The following is an 18,934-nucleotide window of genomic DNA, read 5'->3' as shown; positions in this document are numbered from 1 at the left end:
CCCCGCAACGGTCTTGGCAAAGCCGTCCGAAACGGCGAGGGCTCCGTGTAATCTTATTGTCAGGGGCTTGGTGCGGCTTAAATGCTCCATACACAATCATTGCATTTTGGCAGAGTTCGTCAACATGTGCGTTTTGTGTGGGGAAGGGCGCGCGGCATGATCAGCCGATGAAACGCACATTCAGAGCGTCGTGCAAAAACTGACGCCAGTTAGATTCGGCTAACTGGCGTCTTCAATTGGTCTTGCGCGGTTGCGACCTTTTTGATGAGGCCGTCTCGGCGGTTGGTGTCCCGTACTTATCCGAATTTGTGGGCAACAAGTTTGTGCGAGGTGTTGCTGCGGGCTTTGCGAGGCTTGCGTTGATCAAGCTTCATTTCTGTCTGTTCGCGGGTAATCCCCATGTCCTCTAGCCGCTCGTCAGGCATGGACCGAAGCTTCTGTGCAGAACGATAAGCGGCGTCACGATCGGCCACCCAGTTCAGGGCGCGAAGCCAGAATGAGGTTTTGCTGCTCATGGAAGTGCGGGCTGTGTCGGTCTTGGTGGTCATTTTCTCGTCCCCGTTTGATGTTTTGTTCGATGAACCCAGATTGCCACTCCGTCGCAAAGCGTACGTAAAATCATAGAAGACAGGAGCCCGCCAAAGCGCAAAATGATCGTAAAATCGCCCGCGAAGATCGTAAAATGTGGTGGCAGCCACATCTTGCAGGTTGAGACGTTCTGTTCCTCAGAGAATTGCCCCACATGATGGCTTCTAGGTGACGCCGCACGGGCACTAGTGACCCTATGTCACCGCTTCGGCGCTATCCGTTTAGGGTGTCATCCACAGCGGTCTGCGCCAGAAGTTCTCCAAGGCATCAAGGATCGCGCCATCGCCAAATCCTGTTGCGCCCTCAGCAGCGACAAGCCAGTGCGCGGCGTCAGCCATCCGAACGGACGTAGGTGGCTCAACCTCGGCAAGGTGAGCAAGACCGTGAACGACACAGTCCAGAAGGAACCCAAGGAACTTCGGCTTAATCTGATCCAGCTCACGGGCAAGTTCGCGCTCAGTCCGTCGCCTGCCCGGGGGGATTACCGTCGAGTAAGCTGGTGCCGAAATCGCTGATCTTAACTATGATCGCGTCTGTTTTACGATTGGAGAGGACGAGGTCTACGGCAGCGTTTCAATAGCCTCAACGACATACGATTAGGGGGAGTGGTACAAGCCTGGTGGAAATGGTGCATCCTACACACCGCCAACAGCTCGAATGTGCTTCCATACATCTTCGACCCCACTGCGGTTCTTCAAGTTGGTGAACAGGTTTGGCAGGTTTGGACGCATCCTTGCCGCGTCGCGCTTCATCACTTCAAGACTTGCGCCGACGTGAGGGGCTAGGTCGGTCTTGTTGATCACCAGAATATCCGATCGGGTGATGGCTGGCCCGCCTTTCCGGGGGATTTCCTCGCCAGCGGCCACGTCGATCACATAGATGGTAAGATCGGCAAGTTCAGGACTGAAGGTGGCGGACAGGTTGTCGCCGCCACTTTCAATCAACACGATTTCCACATCTGGATGTCGATCGACCATTTCTGCCACGGCCGCAATGTTGATCGAGGCATCCTCGCGGATGGCCGTGTGTGGACAGCCACCGGTTTCGACCCCGATGATCCTGTCCGAGGGCAGGACCTGCATTCGCACCAGGGCCTCGGCGTCTTCCTGCGTGTAGATGTCATTGGTGACGACACCAATCGAATGGGTGTCGCGCAACAATTCGGACAGTGCAGCGGTCAGGGTGGTCTTCCCGGCGCCCACCGGGCCGCCGATACCGATGCGAAGGGGGCCGTTTGGGCTGGTCATGAGCGAAAGATCCTTGAGTATTGGGTTTCGTGTTTCATCGACGCGATGTCGGACAGGAAGGCGGTGGCGCCGAGGTGATCCAAGTCGCCATGCGCGGTCTCTTTGGCGAGGTCGGGCAAGGATTGGGACAAGCGCTGCAGCATAGCTTGGCCTGCGGTTTGACCGACCGGTAACAGCCGCTGACCCGCAGCGACCAGATTGGACAGAAAGGCCTGCAGATACATCGTTTGGGTCAGTCCTAACGGCAAGCCGTGGCAGGACGCAGCCACGCCAAGCGCAACCGGATAGGTCAATCCAGACAGATCACCTCCCCAGATGTCGCTTGTGACCAAGGCAAAGCTTGCACCTTGCTGGGTCGTCTCCAAAAGACGTTCCTTGGAGGCTGCAAAGGCGCGGGCGGTTGTATCGATCTGGGCGATCTCATGGGCGCATTCTGCCCGCCACGCAGCTGCCAGAAGAAGGGCGTCGGACCGTCCAGCACCGTGCCAGATCACGTCTTCCAACCACGCCTCAAGGCTGGGCGCGTCCGTAACCCAGCCTTGATTGGCGGCGGCTTCCAACCCGTGCGAATAGGCAAACGCCCCCACGGGATAAGCAGGTGACAGCCATTGGGTCAGGGTCAGGATCTGGGCGTCAGTGGGCGTGGCCATGGGTCCGTCCGTGGCCATAGGCGCCGCCTTCGGGCGTGAAAGGCTCGACGACATCGCGCAGGGTCGCGCCGAGCTGCTCCAGCATGTCGCGCAGGACGTGATCATGTTGGATCAGAAGCCGACCGTCTTCGATCTGGCAAGGGGTATGGCGATTGCCGATATGCCACGCCAACCGGGTCAGATCGCCCGTGACTTCCATCAGTGCTTCGCTGGCCGGGACAATCTCGATCAGGCGACCGTCATCCAGTTGGAACGCATCACCACGGTTCAAAGAGGCCGTCTGGTCCAGATCGACAAGAAACTGGATACCGCCATTGCTGGTCAGCACTTTGCGGCGCAGGAACCGGGCGTCATAGTCCAGTGTCACATGGTCGTCGCCATGATGGCTTTGGGTCACTTTGTGTGTGGTGGGAAGGTGCATCATTCGCTCCTCAGAACATGAAATAGCGCTGGGCCATGGGCAGTACGTCGGCGGGCTGGCAGGTTAGCAATTCACCATCTGCGCGCACCTCGTAGGTTTCGGGGTTCACCTCCATCACCGGGGTGGCGTCGTTCAGAAGCAAGTCCTGCTTGCCGATGTCGCGTGTGTTGGTGACGGCGACGGTCTGCTTGGCCAAACCCAGTTTGGATCGAATATCCGCGCTTTGTGCGGCTTCGCTGACGAAGGTTACAGCCGAATGCTCGACCGCGCGGCCAAAGGCGCCGAACATCGGGCGCGAATACACTGGTTGCGGCGTCGGGATCGAGGCATTCGGGTCACCCATCTGCGCCATCACAATCGTCCCTGCCATCAGAACCATTTCCGGTTTCACGCCAAAGAACGCGGGATCCCACAGCACCAGATCGGCGCGTTTGCCTTCGGTGATCGACCCGATTTCGTGGCTGATCCCGTGCGCGATGGCCGGGTTGATGGTGTATTTGGCGATATAGCGGCGGACACGGAAGTTATCATTCTCGCCGGTTTCCTCGGCCAGCCGCCCGCGTTGCTTTTTCATCTTGTCGGCGGTCTGCCAAGTGCGGATCAGAACCTCTCCCACACGGCCCATCGCTTGGCTGTCGCTCGCAATGATCGAAAAGGCGCCCATATCGTGCAGAATGTCCTCGGCGGCGATGGTCTCGCGCCGAATGCGGCTTTCGGCGAAGGCGACGTCCTCGGGGATAGATTTGTCCAGATGGTGACAGACCATCAGCATGTCCAAATGCTCTTCCAGCGTGTTCACCGTGAAGGGGCGGGTGGGGTTGGTCGAGCTGGGAAGCACGTGGTCTTCGCCGCAAATCTTGATGATGTCCGGCGCATGGCCACCGCCCGCGCCTTCGGTGTGGAACGCATGGATGGTGCGGCCTTTCATGGCCTTTACGGTGTGTTCGACAAACCCGCTTTCATTCAGCGTGTCGGTGTGGATCATCACCTGTACATCCATCGCATCGGCCACAGACAGGCAACAATCGATGGCGGCCGGCGTGGTGCCCCAGTCTTCGTGCAGCTTCAACGCGCAGGCGCCACCCAGCACCTGTTCTTCAAGTGCTGCGGGCAGGGAGGCATTGCCCTTGCCCGCGAAGGCCAAGTTCATGGGGAACGCATCGGCGGCCTGCAACATCCGCCCGATATGCCACGGGCCGGGCGTGCATGTGGTGGCCAGCGTGCCGTGGGCCGGGCCTGTCCCTCCGCCCAGCATCGTGGTCAGGCCCGAGTGCAGCGCGTCTTCGATCTGTTGCGGGCAGATATAGTGGATATGGCTGTCGAACCCACCGGCGGTCAGGATACGGCCTTCACCTGCGATGGCCTCGGTGCCCGGGCCGATGATGATGTCGACGCCGGGCTGCGTGTCCGGGTTGCCCGCCTTGCCAATCTTGTGGATGCGCCCGTCCTTCAATCCTACATCCGCCTTGTAGATGCCCGAATGGTCCACGATCAGTGCATTGGTGATGACGGTGTCCACGGCACCATCCGTCCGGGTGGTCTGAGACTGTCCCATCCCGTCGCGGATCACCTTGCCGCCACCGAATTTCACCTCTTCGCCATAGCTGGTCAGGTCGCGTTCGACCTCGATCACAAGGTCGGTGTCAGCCAGCCGAATCCGGTCACCCGTGGTGGGACCGAACATCGCGGCATAGTCTTGGCGGGAAATGGTGGCGGGCATGGTGGGTTAGTCCTTGGATTTGGCTTTCGAGGCGAATTCGGGCACCTTGGGTTTGGACGGCGCGCGCGAACGGCGGGACGCGGTTGGTTTGCCGTCGCCGGTGGCAGCTTTCGCGGCCGGTTTCCGTTTGGCAGGTGCCGCGCTGGACTTTGCCTTTGGCGGTACAGGTTTGGCTTGAGGAAAGGTTCCATTTGCTTCGGGCGCCAATAAACGGATCATCGGGTTGGCATTCAGCATTGTGTAGTAAGCGGCCTTCAACGCCTTTTCTTGGCGGGCCAGAACCGACTGCGTGAAATAGAGGGCCTCAAACGTGGCACCTACTGAAATTGCTGCGATATTCATTGTGGTCTCCGTTGATCAATTGGTGGTTACAGATCTCCCATGATCTGTTGGTTGAAGCCAAAGACGCGGCGGTCTCCGGCCATTGGAACAAGCTGGACTTCGCGCCGTTGACCCGGCTCGAAGCGAACTGCGGTGCCGGCCGCGATATCCAAGCGATGGCCGCGCGCCGCCTTTCGATCAAAGTCCAGCGCGGGGTTCGCCTCGGCGAAATGATAATGTGAGCCGACCTGCACCGGGCGGTCGCCTGTGTTGGCCACCATCAGGGTGATCGCCGATCGATTGGCATTCAGGGTCAATGCGCCCTCGGCGGGGAAAAGCTCGCCGGGGATCATGACAGTTTCCAGACGACTGTGATCAGCAGGACCGACAACGCCAGACCCAGCATGTCCGAGGCGTGGAAGTGAAGAAACTCATCGCCGTGGGCGAGGGCCGGCGTCGCAACGAGACTTAGAGGAAGACCATATTTCATCATGTGTTCCTTTCAGCGAATGGGGTTGTGGACGGTCACCAGCTTGGTGCCGTCGGGAAAGGTCGCCTCGACCTGAACGTCGTGGATCATCTCAGGGATGCCTTCCATGCATTGATCGCGGGTGACCACTTGGGCGCCTGCTTCCATCATGTCAGCGACCGAGCGGCCATCGCGGGCCCCTTCGACCACGGCGTCGGTAATCAGGGCGATTGCCTCGGGGTGGTTCAGCTTGACGCCGCGGGCCAATCGTTTGCGGGCGATCTCGGCCGCCAATGCGACCAAAAGCTTGTCTTTTTCTCGGGGGGTCAGGTTCATCTTAGATCATCCAGCATCTGGGCAGTTGGTGTTGTGTCAGGCGGTTCAAGATCGGGATCAGGCTTTGCCGCAGCGTGTGACTGTCGGCGGCAAGGATGCGCAAAACCAGAAGGTCGTCTCCGATCACGGTTGCGCCGGCTGTTTCAGGTAGGAGCGCGCGCAGATGGTCGATCTGCCCCTGAGCGTCGGGCGCGATATAAGCCAGGAAGGCCATCGCGCGTGCGCCATCTGCGATATGGGGGCGGTCCAGATGCGCGGCCATGTGACCATCAAATCGGGTGGCATCCAGAAACAGGGACTGGCCCTCGCGCCGGATCTTGATGCGATCGCGCAGGCGCAGGTCCACCAGTTCTTCGCCCATGGCTTGGCGACCGAATACAATAGGCTCGACGACCAGTGCCTTCGCGCTGTGGGCCAGATTTACGGTTAACCTGCGGTCCAGAGCGCTGCGGTCAAATAGGATGGTTTCCTGCGGCACCCAATTCAGACAGGCGCCGGGCGCGACCTGCAGATCCGTCCGCATTTGCCCAAATTCTGACGGCTGGGCGCGATAGGCCCGTTCCGAGGCTTGAGTGGTTAGCGTCAGGCTGCATCCCCGTGCCACGTTGGCCGAGACCTGGAAGCGGTCACCGCCGGTAATCCCGCCCGCCGTATTTACGAGGACCGCCTCTAGCCCATCGGATTTCGGGCGCGGGAATAGGCAGCGCAGCGACCCCGACTGGCGCAGGCTGTCCAGCACAGAGCCGCGCGGCCCCGGCTTGACCGACAGGGACACACGGCCAATTGCGCGCGGTTGAACCGGCTTGGCCGTCGGGGCGGATATTGGTGTGGACAGGGTTATAGCGGGCCTCATGTGGCTGGCGCCGGTATTGGCGCTTCCCCACTTTCTTCCGAAGGGTGCGCGCGCGATTCCACAAAAATCCGCTGACGCTGCACTGCAAAACTACAATTGCCCGGTTTTTAATGTTCTCTGCCGTGCTCAGCCAAAAAATTAAGCAGTCGCATGCAGGGCGGGCAAAAATCATGGCCTAGGGATTGCGTTTTGCGCCGCGCCGCAGAATCGCTGTTCATGCCCACCGGGAGAGATCTTGGGAAACGGGTGTGTGACGACCAGACGAATTGCAGCTCGGAAAGGTCGCCACACGGGTGCAACAGAAGTTGCGGGGACTGGGTACGGAAAGATGCGTTTCAACGCAAGCACCCCCGACCCCCTCCGCCTGGAGAAACACATGACTATTTTGAAAACTACACTGACGACCACTGCCGCAGTTGCCGCGATGACCGTTGCGGCCCAAGCCGCCGATTGCCCGGTCAAGGTCGGTGTTTTGCATTCGCTGTCGGGCACGATGGCGATTTCGGAAACGACGCTGAAAGACACAATGCTGATGCTGATCGAGCAGCAGAACGCCAAGGGTGGCGTGCTGGGCTGCGAGATCGAGCCGGTCGTCGTCGACCCTGCCTCGGACTGGCCTCTGTTCGCTGAAAAAGCGCGCGAGCTACTGACCGTGCATGATGTCGACGTGATCTTTGGCAACTGGACCTCGGTGTCGCGCAAATCCGTGCTGCCAGTGATCGAAGAACTGAACGGCCTGCTGTTTTATCCGGTTCAATACGAGGGCGAGGAAAGCTCGAAGAACGTTTTCTACACCGGTGCAGCCCCGAACCAGCAGGCTATTCCTGCCACCGACTATTTCCTGGAGGAACTGGGGGTCGAGAAATTCGCTCTGCTTGGCACAGACTATGTCTACCCCAGGACCACCAACAACATCCTGGAAAGCTATCTGCAGGATAAGGGCATTGCCGCTGACGATATCTTCGTCAACTACACCCCGTTTGGCCATTCGGACTGGTCCAAGATCGTGGCCGACGTGGTTGCATTGGGCGCGGACGGGAAGAAAGTCGGCGTAATCAGCACCATCAATGGCGACGCCAACATTGGCTTCTATAAAGAGCTGGCCGCCGCAGGCATTTCGGCGGATGACATCCCGGTCGTCGCGTTCTCGGTTGGCGAGGAAGAGCTGTCGGGTCTGGATACCTCGAACCTGATTGGCCATCTGGCTGCGTGGAACTATTTCCAATCCGCTGAAAGTGACGCCAACACCGAATGGGTCGCCGCATGGAAGGCCCGCATGGGGGAAGAGCGCGTGACCAACGACCCGATGGAAGCGCATTACATTGGCTTCAACATGTGGGTTAATGCTGCCGAAGCAGCGGGTTCCACCGATGTCGATGCGGTTCGCACCGCTATGTACGGGCAAGAGTTCCCGAACCTGACCGGTGGTACGGCTGTCATGCTGCCCAACCACCACTTGGCGAAACCGGTTCTGATTGGCGAAATTCTGGAAGATGGTCAGTTTGACATCATCAGCCAGACCGAAGAAGTGCCGGGCGATGCCTGGACCGACTTCCTGCCTGAATCGGCCGTGCTGAAGTCCGATTGGAAAGATCTGGGCTGCGGTATGTACAACACCGAGACCGCAAGCTGCGTTCAGATGAATTCGAACTATTGATCGCAACTGTCCCGGAGGGGTTCTCTCCTCCGGGGCCTTGAGGCATGAGCATTATGAAACGTCCCCTCCTCGCCGCGCTTTTGGTCCTGCTGACCACTCTGAGCGCCTGGGCACAGAGCACACCGATGCAGGATATCCTGCAAGAGCACAGCGATCTGATCGTGCAAAGCTCGCGCAAGACGATTGAACCCGCGATCCGTGGCGTTGCCGCCAGTGGCCTTCCGCAAGCACAAGAAGTGATGCGGGCCTGGCAGACAAAGAAGATGTGGATACGCACCTCTGACGGGCTGTTCTTTCGCGCAGATAAGCTGGATGCAAAGACATATCGTCTGTTCGATTTCGACACCGGAGCCGTGGTCGGAGACAGTCCAAAGTCGGATCTAAAGCAGATCAAACCCAATAGTGGGATCCGCGCCATGATCGCGACCGCGTTGGTTCAGTTTCAGCTGATGGACCCGGATCCCGTTCTGCGCACCGAGGCGTTGTTGGCCATCGAACGCGCGCCAGACGGAAAGCTTCTGGAGCCCTTGCGTGCCTCGATCGACCGCGAGAGAGATATGGTCTTGCAAGCCCGAAAGATCAGGATCGAAAGACTTCTGACGATTGCCTATGACCAAGATGAACCGACCCGGATTGCCGCCATCAACGAAGTGTCAGGCGACCTTGGCCTTGATGTGCGCGCGACCCTGAACCCGCTGGTCACTACAAAGCTGACCGCCTTTGCCGGGGATATCCCGGATACTGTGAACGTCGCGCGCGTATTAGAGCCCGGTCAGGATACCTTGTCGTCCGAAGCCGCCTATGGGGTGCTGGTCGCACAAGGCATGGCACCTGCGCAGGTTACGCGGGATGACATGCGCCTTGCGCTATTGGAACATAGTGATGGCACCAGCGTCGCAGGCGTGCCGGTCGCGCAGCTGGACGCCGATGCCGCCCGTTCCCGTGCCTATGCGGCTCTGGTGGATGCGGGCCTTGCTCAGCCCTTGGTCAGTGATGCGGACGTCGCGACAAGCCTTGCGGCACATCGTTTTGCCGAGATTTACAACGAACCCTCGGCCGCCATCACCACCGCGGCTCAGGACGCTCTGGATCGCATCACCACACGGGTCGCCGCAGGACAGACCATCGATTTGACGCTTGATGCGCTGTCGCTTGCGTCGATCTATTTCCTTGCTGCCATCGGCCTTGCGATCACCTTTGGTGTGATGGGAGTCATCAACATGGCCCATGGCGAGTTCATCATGATGGGCGCCTACACCGGCTACGTGGTGCAGCAAATGGTTCCGAACCACACCGTGTCGATCTTGCTGGCCGTGCCCTTGGCATTTGCCGTGACCTTTGTCGCTGGCGTCGCGATGGAGCGTCTGGTCATTCGCTGGCTTTACAACCGCCCGTTGGAAACGCTGCTGGCCACGTTCGGCATCTCGATCGCTCTGCAACAGCTGGCCAAGAACATCTTTGGCACGCAGGCCCGGCCCCTGACCGCGCCGGGGTGGCTGGATGGGGCATGGGTGCTGAACGACGTGGTATCGATCAGCTATATCCGCATCGCGATCTTCGTGCTGGCCCTGATCTTCCTTGGCGTCTTCCTGTTCATCATGCGCCGCACGCGCTTGGGCCTGGAAACCCGCGCCGTGACGCAGAACCGATCGATGGCCGCCTCGATGGGGATCAACCCGGAACGCGTGAACATGCTGACCTTCGGCCTTGGATCGGGTATCGCGGGCATCGCCGGTGTGGCCATCGGCCTGTTTGCCAAGGTCACATCAGAACTGGGCAGCGATTACATCGTGCAAAGCTTCATGACCGTTGTTGTCGGCGGGGTCGGCAACATCTGGGGCACGCTGGCCGGGGCCACGATGATCGGCTTCTTCCAGAAAGGGGTCGAGTGGTTGAACCCCTCGAATACGCTGGCCGCTCAGACCTACATGATCGTCTTTATCATCATCTTCATCCAGTTCCGCCCACGGGGCATCATCGCCCTCAAGGGCCGCGCGGCGGGGGACTAAACCATGCCGAATACCTTTCTGACACGCACCCCCTCAAACGTCATCTTTCTGATCGTGCTTGCCGTGTTCGCGCTGGGCGTGACCGTTCTGGCCGAGGGCTCGGGTATCGGATTCATCTCGACCAGTTTCGTGAAAACACTCGGCAAGACACTGTGCCTTGCGCTTGTCGCCGTGGCGATGGATCTGGTCTGGGGCTATACCGGCATCCTGTCTCTGGGGCACTTCGCCTTCTTCGGGCTGGGGGGCTATATGATCGGCATGTGGCTGATGTATGCTCGCACGCATGGGATCGTTGTCACCTCGATGGCAGAGGCACCGATCCCCCCGACCGAGAGCGAGATCGTCGACGCGATTGGAAACCAGATCTTTGGTGTGGTCGGCTCCAGCGAGTTTCCGTTGGTCTGGGCTTTTTCTGACAGTTTCGCGATCCAGCTTATTCTGGTGGTTGCCGTGCCGGGGCTATTGGCGCTTGTATTCGGGTGGCTGGCCTTCCGGTCGCGTGTGACAGGTGTCTATCTGTCGATCCTGACGCAAGCGATGACACTGGCGCTGGCGCTGTATCTGTTCCAGAACGACAGCGGGCTGCGGGGTAATAACGGCTTGTCCGGGCTGCAGAACCTGCCGGGGCTGGACCACGTCCCGCAGGCACAGATCTCGATCTGGTTCTTCTGGGCGTCGGCTGTGGCACTTGCACTGGGCTATCTATTCGCGGCGTGGCTGGTGTCGGGCAAGTTTGGATCGGTCATGCGCGGCATCCGGGACAACGAAGCGCGGGTGCGTTTCTTGGGCTACTCGGTCGAGGGCTATAAACTGTTCGTTTTCACGGCGACCGCGATGATCGCGGGTGTCGCTGGCGCGCTGTACTATCCGCAGGCTGGCATCATCAATCCCGCCGAAATCGCCCCCATCGCTTCCATCTATCTGGCCGTTTGGGTCGCCATTGGCGGGCGCGGGCGGCTTTATGGAGCCGCCATCGGCGCGGTGTTTGTCAGCCTTGTGTCCTCGTGGTTTACGGGCGGGCAGGCCCCCGATCTGAACCTTGGATTCTATACGCTGAAATGGGTTGATTGGTGGCTGATCGTGCTTGGCTTCAGCTTCGTGCTTGTGACGCTCTTTGCGCCAAAGGGCATCGGTGGGCTGGTCGATCTGTGGACGTATCGCAAAAGCCCCGACCGCCACGGGGCCGATCTGGGCCCCGATGCAGGCGCCCTTCGTGAACAGGAGGCCAGCCAATGAGCCGTCTTCTGGAAGTCTCGGGCGTGTCGGTCAGCTTTGATGGGTTCAAAGCGATCAACAACCTTAGCTTTGCCATCGGCGACGCGGAAATGCGCGCCATCATCGGGCCGAACGGTGCGGGCAAGACCACCTTCATGGACATCGTCACCGGCAAGACACGACCGGACGAAGGGCGTGTGACCTGGGGCGAGCGCAATATCTCGCTTCTGGGGATGTCCGAAGCCCGGATTGCCCGCGAAGGGGTGGGGCGCAAGTTTCAGAAACCGACAGTGTTCGAGGATCAGACTGTGAAGGAAAACCTGCTGATGGCGCTTCAGGCCAATCGCAGCCCTTTCGCCGTGATGTTCTATCGTGCCAGCGCTCAGGATCTGACTCGTGTCGATGAATTGGCCGAGGAGATCGGCCTTTCGGATGCGTTGAGCCGAAAATCGGGAGAGCTGAGCCACGGGCAAAAGCAATGGCTGGAAATCGGGATGTTGCTTGCGCAGGAACCGCGCTTGTTGCTGGTTGATGAGCCGGCAGCGGGCATGACGCCTGCAGAACGCGAGCACACGACGGAAATTCTGGTTGAAGCGGCCAAGACCCGCGCTGTTGTCGTGGTGGAGCATGACATGGAGTTCGTGCGCCGCCTGAATTGCCGCGTCACCGTGTTGCATGAAGGGTCGGTGCTGGCCGAAGGCAGTTTGGATCACGTGACCGCGAACCAACAGGTCATCGACGTATATCTAGGGCGCTAAACTATGTTGAATATCGAAGATTTCACGCTGCATTATGGCCACTCGCAAATCCTGCACGGCGTGTCCTTGGACGCGCAGGCTGGGGCTGTCACCTGCGTCATGGGCACCAACGGTGTGGGTAAAACCAGCCTTATCCGCGCGATTTGCGGGATGCATGCCCGGTCTGGCGGCCGCATGGTTCTGGATGGGGAAAACCTGCCGCCGATGCCCGCCCATGCGTTGGCCAAGAAAGGCGTCGCCGTGGTGCCTCAGGGGCGCGAGATCTTTCCGCTTCTGACAGTTCGCGAAAACCTGGAAACTGGGTTTTCGTGCCTGCCCGCCGCTGATCATCGCATCCCGGACGAGGTGTTCGACTTGTTCCCGATCCTCAAGGATTTTTTGGACCGGCGCGGCGGCGATCTGTCCGGCGGGCAACAGCAGCAACTGGCCATCGCGCGGGCAATCATCACCCGTCCGAAGCTTCTGTTGCTGGATGAACCGACCGAAGGCATCCAGCCCAATATCATCCAGCAGATCGGCGAGGTCATTCGCCTGTTGCGGGGCAAAGGGGACATGGCGATCGTGCTTGTCGAACAGTATTTCGACTTTGCCTACGACCTTGCTGACAGCATCGTTGTCTTACGTCGCGGAGAGGTCGTGTTCTCGGGCCGTAAATCCGACACAACGCGCGAGGAACTGTTGCCGCAAGTGTCCGTCTAAGCTCTGCTCAATCAACAGGCAAACCCGTTGCAAATGCGTCGTTTACAATGTTTTTTTACCAATCGGTCCAAAAACAATGGGGCGCGTCTGGACCCTGATCTTGGATGTCCAACAATGGGCAAAACCCTTTGTGAAATCACAGGAGATCAATGTGTTTCTAAGAACTGTTGCTGCCATCGGCGCAAGCTTAGTCTTAAGCGCCACTGCTCAAGCCGAGACGCCCCTTCCGTTTGCGTTGGATTGGAAATTCGAAGGCCCTGCTGCCCCCTATTTCGTCGCGATCGACAAAGGCTATTTCGCCGAGGTTGACCTGTCGGTGGAAATCTCTGCCGGATCCGGATCGCTGGATGCGATCCCAAAGGTGGCTACCGGTGCTTTTCCGGTCGGCTTTGCAGACATCAATAGCTTGATCAAGTTTCTGGATCAGAACCCCGGCGCGCCGGTGACCGCTGTGATGATGATCTATGACAAGCCGCCCTTTGCCGTGATTGGCCGGAAATCTCTGGGGGTTGAGGCGCCCGCTGACCTTGCGGGCAAAGTGCTTGGCGCACCGCCCCCCGATGGCGCTTGGGCGCAATTCCCGATCTTTGCGGCTGAAAACGGTCTGGACATGGCCTCGATCACGGTCGAGCCCGTGGGCTTTCCGACCCGCGAACCCATGCTGGCAGAAGGCAACGTGGCCGCGATCACCGGATTCAGTTTCTCGTCTTTCCTGAACCTTGTCCGTCTGGACGTGCCCGAGGACGACATCTCGACCATCCTGATGGCGGATTACGGCGTGGATCTTTATGGCAATGCGGTCATCGTGAACACAGAATACGCCGCCGCACATTCCGAGGAAATCAAAGGATTTCTGGGCGCGATTGCCAAAGGGTGGACGGACGCCATCGCGGATCCAGCTGGGGCGATCACCAGCCTGATGGAACGCAACCCCGCCGCCGATCCGGCGTTGGAACAACGCCGCCTGCAGCTGACGATCGATGCGAATGTTGTGACCGACTATACGGTGGCCAATGGCATGGGCGGCGTGGATAGCGCGCGGTTTGCAAGCGCGTTGGATCAGATCGCCACGACCTATGAATTCCAGTCTGCCCCCGACGCGGCAATGTATTACACCGATGCATACCTGCCAGAGGGTGGTTTTCCGCTGCAATGACTGGAGCGGACCGCGCGGGGACACCTCGCGCGGTCCACCATTGAAAGCATATCCATGTATCCGATGATTAAGATCGAAGGCGTGCGCCACGCCTATCAGACCCCGACGGGGCCATTGCCGGTGCTCGACGGGTTAGAGATGTCGCTGGAAGAAGGCGGCTTTGTTGCTGTCGTCGGCCCGTCCGGTTGCGGAAAGTCGACGTTGAGAGGCCCGGATGGCCTGTCGCCGGGCATATGCATTTGGATCACGGGTTTCTATTATCGACGAAGAGATCTTGTAGGCTGGGTTTATCAGAAGCCCCGCAACAATTTCTGGAGGAAACCCTTGGCGTACAAGTTCAATTGAGACTTTGAACACAACCTCGCTTCGAGATGGATATGCCGCGCCTTTGGTACCAATTGACCTTTCAAGTTCATCGCCATTGATAATCAATGAATATAGAGGATCATCAACCTGCAGGCCAACATCCTCCACGGTCGTTGGAGTGATTGGCTTGGACGGGCCTCCAGTATCCATTGGTTCCAGTACCGTCGGAATTCGAAACTTGGCGAAGTCTGCGGGCGGATACTTGCGTGAAAAATCAGAGAACATGGGCCAAAACAGGTTTGCGGCCGGCCCTCCGTTTCTTTGTATTCGGCCAATTAATGGAGCCGGGAACGCGCATAATGCGGTCAACGTTGTGGCAGTTGTCTCCACCAAGTCGTTCCGCGAGACCCTTGTTGATTTCTTCAGCTTTCTTGAGATCACTCATTGGCTCATCCAAGAGCCAGAAAGCTTGGTACCCGCCACCTGAAAAGACGATTACCGAAGGCCTCGGCGTGAAGTCTTTCAGTCTTGCCAATGCAAAGTCACTGGGAGCATCCACGTCGACGTGGAACATGGCAACTTTTGCGACATCTGCCTTTTTGGCCTTCCGGTCGCGGCACTCTGGTTTGAGTGTATTGACGCTGAAATCTCTGTGAGTGTTTCTGGGCGGTCGCTGACTTCAGGGGAGCTATCCGGAGCTTCATAGACGCCAAGCAAGAGCTCAACCTTCGGAAGGAATTAATGCGTTATCGTTTTCAGATTTCCATTCGGCGGCTATCTGGAAATCCCTTTTGGCCATGTGACACGAAATCCGAAAGTCACCTCCTCGGTTGCGCCGGGTTTCAGTGTTCTTGTCCACGAATAAACACCTAACCGTTCGTCCAGTTCATCCCGGTCTGGGCGCGTGGTTCCGGAGAGAAACTCCACGCGGATGCGTTCGTCATCCGTGACTGGTGTCTGGTCTTCGATAGTGATTGGTATGGGAAAGGGATGGCCGATATAATTCAATCCAGATCAACTTTGTAGTAGCCGTGTCGGATAGCAAGGCGGATTGGGGCCCTTGGGTTTCTCAGGAAACGCATCATCGATCAACGCAACTAAAGCATCCAGAGTGAACACTCCTCTAGTTCGGAACACTTCACGTTACTTGCTTGGTTCTCAGCAGCCGGTATCATTGAGGTGAACTGCCTGCCTATTGGTCTTATTCAGCCAGCTATTGGAGATTCAGATTGCACTTTTTTCATGATGGTCTCAAACCAACGCCCGCCGAGGTGCAACTTCTGCGCAACAAACTTGTCCATGGGATCATAAACGCGGCAGAGGCCGCAGTATTCTTACGTTTCAGTTCTTCCGCGACTGCCCCGCCGGGTACACTTACGGATCAAATTGAGGCATGGGATGCCTTGTGTCGCAGCGTTAGCATTCCCTGTGAACCATTACATCTTGCTGTCCCTGACTTTGTGGATGGGTTTGAACGTTTGATCATCGTTCCGGAACAGATCACCCTGCATCAAGTAATCACGCTTCTGAAACGCAATATGGATGTTTGGGTGCATCCGGAAATACGAGATGAACTGGATGGAATGGATCTGCAAAATCGACGTTTTGACCACGGGTCATATACAATATGGGTGCGTGAAGGCTGCGAAGCGGAAAGGGAACTCGAGCACAATCAAGTACCGACCATCACGCTGATGGAGCGGCTGCTTTTGGGTCTGCTGCGCTTCAAACAATCCGGCGAACAGCTTGATGTGATCGGTGGGACATTATGCTCGGGAACCCGTACGTCTTCCGGCAGGATCCCTTATGTGGAATGGAGTGATGAAGATACTCAGCTTGCCATTTCAACAAGGTCGGATACGGCCCCGGCATCCTTGGTACGCCCGCGACAGGTCATTATTTGAAGTAGACCACCTTGCCAGTCACCTGAATATGGCTCAGGGCTTCAGCGGCAAAGTTCCCATTCAACAACATAGCCGTTTTGGATAACGTATATCCCATTGTCAGATGTCATCAGCATCAGCCGGTGGGTGTCAGTAAAGCCTTCCCCGGAACAATGTGCGTCATATAAGGTTGCCTCCATGTCGCGGATCTGCGTCGGATTGTCCAGGTCGCAAGTGTTTTCAAGCCCATATAGAACGCTGTCAACGACGCCCAAAGCCCCAATATCGCCGCCAAGTTCTGCAATGTTGCAGCTCCAATCTTGCGCTCCGGCAGGGTAGTAAATTCCATCATATGGCGCTTCAGCCGATGCAGTTGCCGCAATCATCAAAGCCCAGAGTAATATCAATTTTGAAATATGTTTCACGCCATTTCCTTTTGCTATTCTATTGAAAGGGTTCGCAAATATTATCGCAAAACACCTTATCGTACAGGGCAGATCTCAAATTACAGCCTCATCCTTGTTCTGCTCCGTGCAGTTTAGATAGGCCAAGGCAAACGCTCCCAAAGATTCAATCACCCAAAAGGCAACAAGCCACGCGCCGGACAGGCCGGGAAATTCGGCGACCACATAAAAGACCTTCGTCAAAACTGCGGTGGTAAAGGTTAGAAGAACCAACTGCATGCGCAGACCATCGGCACCAACATAGGCTCTTATCACCTCAAATGTCTCAATCGGGTTTTCCCATGGAAAATAGAAGTTTTCCGTACCGATCAGTTCTTCGACGGCGGGATGTATCTGCAACATGAGACCGAACCACATCCACATCGAGATCAGAAATACTACCCCGGTGCCGAAGCCAAGCACACGAAAAGCCACAGGCCGCGTCGCCCCCATCCGATCCAGTATTTGACCGGAGAAATACCCTGAGACCGATGCCAGCACCCAGACAGCCAAGAGGCTGATATCAATCATGTAGGAACCGATGACGGCCTTGATTGCTCCTGCGAACCCTCCGATACCAACAGTTGCACAACATGACAGGGCAGCCAGGGCCATTCCCTGAACTAACTTTGTCCCGTTTATTGGCATATGTGGACTTCCTTTCGGCACAGCATATTCCTCATTCTGCCCTCACGACTTGAGCAAAGCTGAATCCTTTGTTGCAGATTAGAAGCTTGTTCCGCAGTTTCATCCCAACGCCTCTACCGGCGGGATTGGAGCATAATTATAAGATGCAATGATGACGATGAGTGGGAACACAGCTCCGAAGGCAAATGCCAGCGCCACATACACTCTTTTGGGTCCGCGCAGATTCCACAACAGCAATCCTCCCATCAATAAGTTAAAGGCGACCGCCAAGCCCGCCAGTACCAGTAAAGAGGCCCAAAACCAGATGTCATTCCAATTTCTATGGGGAATGATCAAACTCAGTACATAGGGAAGAAATGGCAGCCCGCAGGAGAACAGATACCAAGGCAAGAATTTTTCAAGACAATGCCGCGACATTATCCCTTGTCTTTGTTCTGGTAGGTGCGTTTCCGTTACCTTCAATGTCCTATTTATTCCTCGAGTTAACTGGTTGCATGAATATCACCACTTTGTCAGCGCTTCTGGTTTTTCACGCGGATCGGGTCTAGCCACTTTGCCATTCGCCGGACATCGGAGCTTCGAACCATATATGCAGACACGGGTGGGCTGTCAGAAAAGTGCAACGTGATCACCCCCACCCCAAACCCACTGAAACTGGTCGACACATCACTCAGTTCATCCCGTTCAAATGAGTGTTGAGTGAACTTGGCACGCCAAAGAGATATGGTCATTGTAAGGCACTGACCATCCTGTCGCAGAGTTATGGTGGTCAGAGACCAAGCTGCAATCAAGATGAACCCGATGCTTGCCGCCAAGATCAAACCGTCTTCGGTTGCCGGACTCGCCTCTGTTGCGCCATTGGTTAGGCGCCAGTTCATTGACAGAACCAATCCGAAAAAATAAATCGGCAATGTCCCCCAGATCCCGATGCTGCGCCGTGCTTTGATCCATGGGAGGTTCTCACTTTCCGTTTTGATTGATTGTTCTGCTGCCGCGTTGGTCTTGTCTTCAGGGACAACTTCTTGCGCGGGATCGTCCCACGAAGAGACCTTGCTGCGCGTTCCACCCAAATCCAGCACATCTTTTAGTTGGTTCCAGGCTCGTAGATCTGCATCCAGATTGCGCGAAAGTCGTCCAGGTTCCAAAAGGCAAACAGAGCGGCTGCTTTGGGCGCCATGTTGAAGGTCAACCCGCCAATCGGTCATCCCTTCTCCAATGGGATCTCGCTCGCGCCATTCAATGCCTGAATAGGCAGCAAGAGGTTCAAACCAAATTTCTTGTCCCCGGGTGGCCGCCACGCCGTCGCGGGTTATCGTGTACTCGCCCACAACGGTGTGCCGATTGATGAAATACCCGAGCAATTCGCAAGTGCCCGAAAACGCAACCACCCCAGCCAAAACAACAATTGCGGACATGTCCCCCCAATAGAGGGACCAAACACCCAACAGGGCTACGGGTGTGCCGATCAACAAATGCAGAACTCGAAAGCATCCGACCCGGTCAGAGGATGAAATCGTAATTGGCAACTTGCTGAAATCTGAGTGTTTCACCATCC

Annotated in this window: 24 protein-coding genes; 8 read left to right on the top strand and 16 right to left on the bottom strand. The window is 57.3% G+C overall.

All coding sequences use genetic code 11. The features are described 5' to 3' along the window. Positions 1 to 296 precede the first annotated feature (296 nt). The 10 genes from G0Q00_RS10890 to G0Q00_RS10845 form a co-directional block, all read right to left on the bottom strand. Positions 297 to 548, bottom strand: coding sequence for a hypothetical protein (locus G0Q00_RS10890; protein WP_163039228.1), 252 nt, complete (start codon positions 546 to 548; stop codon positions 297 to 299). 675 nt (positions 549 to 1,223) lie between these two features. Then, positions 1,224 to 1,835 carry an urease accessory protein UreG gene (gene ureG / locus G0Q00_RS10885; protein WP_163039226.1) on the bottom strand — a complete coding sequence of 204 codons (612 nt, stop codon included), beginning with the start codon at positions 1,833 to 1,835 and terminating at the stop codon, positions 1,224 to 1,226. Beyond that, positions 1,832 to 2,485 (bottom strand): urease accessory protein UreF, encoded by a 654-nt coding sequence (locus G0Q00_RS10880; RefSeq protein ID WP_239058420.1) that lies wholly within the window; start codon positions 2,483 to 2,485, stop codon positions 1,832 to 1,834. Before G0Q00_RS10880 ends, ureG begins: the two co-directional genes overlap by 4 nt. Continuing rightward, positions 2,469 to 2,909 carry an urease accessory protein UreE gene (locus G0Q00_RS10875; protein ID WP_203564975.1) on the bottom strand — a complete coding sequence of 147 codons (441 nt, stop codon included), beginning with the start codon at positions 2,907 to 2,909 and terminating at the stop codon, positions 2,469 to 2,471. Before G0Q00_RS10875 ends, G0Q00_RS10880 begins: the two co-directional genes overlap by 17 nt. Positions 2,910 to 2,916: 7 nt before the next feature. After that, positions 2,917 to 4,626: an urease subunit alpha gene (ureC, locus tag G0Q00_RS10870; RefSeq protein WP_163039220.1), complete on the bottom strand. Its 1,710-nt coding sequence runs from the start codon at positions 4,624 to 4,626 to the stop codon at positions 2,917 to 2,919. Between the two features lie 6 nt (positions 4,627 to 4,632). Then, the gene (locus G0Q00_RS10865) at positions 4,633 to 4,968 is read right to left on the bottom strand and encodes a hypothetical protein (RefSeq protein WP_163039218.1); all 336 of its coding nucleotides are present in this window, start codon (positions 4,966 to 4,968) and stop codon (positions 4,633 to 4,635) included. A gap of 26 nt (positions 4,969 to 4,994) precedes the next feature. Then, complete coding sequence (locus G0Q00_RS10860; RefSeq protein WP_163039216.1) at positions 4,995 to 5,300, bottom strand: urease subunit beta; 306 nt, start codon at positions 5,298 to 5,300, stop codon at positions 4,995 to 4,997. Next, entirely contained in the window at positions 5,297 to 5,437 is a 141-nt protein-coding gene (locus tag G0Q00_RS10855; RefSeq protein ID WP_163039214.1) for a hypothetical protein, read from the bottom strand. Before G0Q00_RS10855 ends, G0Q00_RS10860 begins: the two co-directional genes overlap by 4 nt. A 12-nt stretch (positions 5,438 to 5,449) precedes the next feature. Beyond that, entirely contained in the window at positions 5,450 to 5,752 is a 303-nt protein-coding gene (locus G0Q00_RS10850; RefSeq protein ID WP_163039212.1) for an urease subunit gamma, read from the bottom strand. 1 nt (position 5,753) lies between these two features. Continuing rightward, a complete protein-coding gene (locus G0Q00_RS10845) occupies positions 5,754 to 6,605 on the bottom strand; it encodes an urease accessory protein UreD (RefSeq protein WP_163039210.1) in 852 nt (283 codons plus the stop codon). 376 nt (positions 6,606 to 6,981) lie between these two features. Here G0Q00_RS10845 and urtA point away from each other — a divergent pair, with 376 nt between their 5' ends. The 7 genes from urtA (at position 6,982) to G0Q00_RS16010 (ending at position 14,444) form a co-directional block, all read left to right on the top strand. Then, positions 6,982 to 8,262 (top strand): urea ABC transporter substrate-binding protein, encoded by a 1,281-nt coding sequence (gene urtA / locus G0Q00_RS10840; RefSeq protein ID WP_163039208.1) that lies wholly within the window; start codon positions 6,982 to 6,984, stop codon positions 8,260 to 8,262. Positions 8,263 to 8,315: 53 nt separating this feature from the next. Beyond that, on the top strand, positions 8,316 to 10,271 hold the full coding sequence (gene urtB, locus G0Q00_RS10835; RefSeq protein ID WP_163039206.1) for an urea ABC transporter permease subunit UrtB: 1,956 nt from the start codon (positions 8,316 to 8,318) through the stop codon (positions 10,269 to 10,271). 3 nt (positions 10,272 to 10,274) lie between these two features. Further along, positions 10,275 to 11,507: an urea ABC transporter permease subunit UrtC gene (gene urtC, locus G0Q00_RS10830; RefSeq protein ID WP_163039204.1), complete on the top strand. Its 1,233-nt coding sequence runs from the start codon at positions 10,275 to 10,277 to the stop codon at positions 11,505 to 11,507. After that, entirely contained in the window at positions 11,504 to 12,244 is a 741-nt protein-coding gene (urtD, locus tag G0Q00_RS10825) for an urea ABC transporter ATP-binding protein UrtD (RefSeq protein WP_163039202.1), read from the top strand. Before urtC ends, urtD begins: the two co-directional genes overlap by 4 nt. 3 nt (positions 12,245 to 12,247) lie before the next feature. Continuing rightward, positions 12,248 to 12,943: an urea ABC transporter ATP-binding subunit UrtE gene (gene urtE, locus G0Q00_RS10820; RefSeq protein ID WP_163039200.1), complete on the top strand. Its 696-nt coding sequence runs from the start codon at positions 12,248 to 12,250 to the stop codon at positions 12,941 to 12,943. A 151-nt stretch (positions 12,944 to 13,094) separates the two neighbouring features. Further along, positions 13,095 to 14,099, top strand: a complete 1,005-nt coding sequence (locus tag G0Q00_RS10815; protein ID WP_163039198.1) for an ABC transporter substrate-binding protein — start codon at positions 13,095 to 13,097, stop codon at positions 14,097 to 14,099. A 54-nt stretch (positions 14,100 to 14,153) separates the two neighbouring features. After that, the gene (locus tag G0Q00_RS16010; protein WP_370458563.1) at positions 14,154 to 14,444 is read left to right on the top strand and encodes an ATP-binding cassette domain-containing protein; all 291 of its coding nucleotides are present in this window, start codon (positions 14,154 to 14,156) and stop codon (positions 14,442 to 14,444) included. 235 nt (positions 14,445 to 14,679) lie between these two features. On the opposite strand, the gene G0Q00_RS10805 is transcribed toward G0Q00_RS16010, so the two are convergent. Continuing rightward, on the bottom strand, positions 14,680 to 14,979 hold the full coding sequence (locus G0Q00_RS10805) for a DNA-primase RepB domain-containing protein (RefSeq protein WP_163039197.1): 300 nt from the start codon (positions 14,977 to 14,979) through the stop codon (positions 14,680 to 14,682). A gap of 200 nt (positions 14,980 to 15,179) precedes the next feature. Continuing rightward, the gene (locus G0Q00_RS16005; protein ID WP_163039195.1) at positions 15,180 to 15,413 is read right to left on the bottom strand and encodes a DUF4139 domain-containing protein; all 234 of its coding nucleotides are present in this window, start codon (positions 15,411 to 15,413) and stop codon (positions 15,180 to 15,182) included. Between the two features lie 221 nt (positions 15,414 to 15,634). Here G0Q00_RS16005 and G0Q00_RS10795 point away from each other — a divergent pair, with 221 nt between their 5' ends. Further along, the gene (locus G0Q00_RS10795; RefSeq protein ID WP_163039193.1) at positions 15,635 to 16,309 is read left to right on the top strand and encodes a hypothetical protein; all 675 of its coding nucleotides are present in this window, start codon (positions 15,635 to 15,637) and stop codon (positions 16,307 to 16,309) included. A 41-nt stretch (positions 16,310 to 16,350) separates the two neighbouring features. Here the strand turns inward: G0Q00_RS10795 and G0Q00_RS10790 are convergent, their stop codons facing one another. The 4 genes from G0Q00_RS10790 to G0Q00_RS10775 form a co-directional block, all read right to left on the bottom strand. Continuing rightward, on the bottom strand, positions 16,351 to 16,713 hold the full coding sequence (locus G0Q00_RS10790) for a hypothetical protein (RefSeq protein WP_163039191.1): 363 nt from the start codon (positions 16,711 to 16,713) through the stop codon (positions 16,351 to 16,353). 75 nt (positions 16,714 to 16,788) lie between these two features. Then, positions 16,789 to 17,346, bottom strand: coding sequence for a hypothetical protein (locus tag G0Q00_RS10785; RefSeq protein WP_163039189.1), 558 nt, complete (start codon positions 17,344 to 17,346; stop codon positions 16,789 to 16,791). A 132-nt stretch (positions 17,347 to 17,478) separates the two neighbouring features. Further along, the gene (locus G0Q00_RS10780) at positions 17,479 to 17,841 is read right to left on the bottom strand and encodes a hypothetical protein (protein ID WP_163039187.1); all 363 of its coding nucleotides are present in this window, start codon (positions 17,839 to 17,841) and stop codon (positions 17,479 to 17,481) included. A 50-nt stretch (positions 17,842 to 17,891) separates the two neighbouring features. Further along, a complete protein-coding gene (locus G0Q00_RS10775) occupies positions 17,892 to 18,929 on the bottom strand; it encodes a hypothetical protein (RefSeq protein ID WP_163039185.1) in 1,038 nt (345 codons plus the stop codon). Positions 18,930 to 18,934: the final 5 nt, after the last annotated feature.

The sequence above is a fragment of the Aliiroseovarius sp. PrR006 genome (genome assembly GCF_010500215.1).
Lineage (GTDB): Bacteria > Pseudomonadota > Alphaproteobacteria > Rhodobacterales > Rhodobacteraceae > Aliiroseovarius.
This window is presented reverse-complemented; position numbering and strand designations above follow the sequence as displayed.

Bases quoted from the DNA above. Each gene is read 5' to 3' on its own strand.
- G0Q00_RS10890 (WP_163039228.1), bottom strand. From the start codon at position 548: ATGACCACCAAGACCGACACAGCCCGCACTTCCATGAGCAGCAAAACC.
- ureG (WP_163039226.1), bottom strand. From the start codon at position 1,835: ATGACCAGCCCAAACGGCCCCCTTCGCATCGGTATCGGCGGCCCGGTG.
- G0Q00_RS10880 (WP_239058420.1), bottom strand. From the start codon at position 2,485: ATGGCCACGCCCACTGACGCCCAGATCCTGACCCTGACCCAATGGCTG.
- G0Q00_RS10875 (WP_203564975.1), bottom strand. From the start codon at position 2,909: ATGATGCACCTTCCCACCACACACAAAGTGACCCAAAGCCATCATGGC.
- ureC (WP_163039220.1), bottom strand. From the start codon at position 4,626: ATGCCCGCCACCATTTCCCGCCAAGACTATGCCGCGATGTTCGGTCCC.
- G0Q00_RS10865 (WP_163039218.1), bottom strand. From the start codon at position 4,968: ATGAATATCGCAGCAATTTCAGTAGGTGCCACGTTTGAGGCCCTCTAT.
- G0Q00_RS10860 (WP_163039216.1), bottom strand. From the start codon at position 5,300: ATGATCCCCGGCGAGCTTTTCCCCGCCGAGGGCGCATTGACCCTGAAT.
- G0Q00_RS10855 (WP_163039214.1), bottom strand. From the start codon at position 5,437: ATGAAATATGGTCTTCCTCTAAGTCTCGTTGCGACGCCGGCCCTCGCC.
- G0Q00_RS10850 (WP_163039212.1), bottom strand. From the start codon at position 5,752: ATGAACCTGACCCCCCGAGAAAAAGACAAGCTTTTGGTCGCATTGGCG.
- G0Q00_RS10845 (WP_163039210.1), bottom strand. From the start codon at position 6,605: ATGAGGCCCGCTATAACCCTGTCCACACCAATATCCGCCCCGACGGCC.
- urtA (WP_163039208.1), top strand. From the start codon at position 6,982: ATGACTATTTTGAAAACTACACTGACGACCACTGCCGCAGTTGCCGCG.
- urtB (WP_163039206.1), top strand. From the start codon at position 8,316: ATGAAACGTCCCCTCCTCGCCGCGCTTTTGGTCCTGCTGACCACTCTG.
- urtC (WP_163039204.1), top strand. From the start codon at position 10,275: ATGCCGAATACCTTTCTGACACGCACCCCCTCAAACGTCATCTTTCTG.
- urtD (WP_163039202.1), top strand. From the start codon at position 11,504: ATGAGCCGTCTTCTGGAAGTCTCGGGCGTGTCGGTCAGCTTTGATGGG.
- urtE (WP_163039200.1), top strand. From the start codon at position 12,248: ATGTTGAATATCGAAGATTTCACGCTGCATTATGGCCACTCGCAAATC.
- G0Q00_RS16010 (WP_370458563.1), top strand. From the start codon at position 14,154: ATGTATCCGATGATTAAGATCGAAGGCGTGCGCCACGCCTATCAGACC.
- G0Q00_RS10805 (WP_163039197.1), bottom strand. From the start codon at position 14,979: ATGTTCCACGTCGACGTGGATGCTCCCAGTGACTTTGCATTGGCAAGA.
- G0Q00_RS10785 (WP_163039189.1), bottom strand. From the start codon at position 17,346: ATGGCCCTGGCTGCCCTGTCATGTTGTGCAACTGTTGGTATCGGAGGG.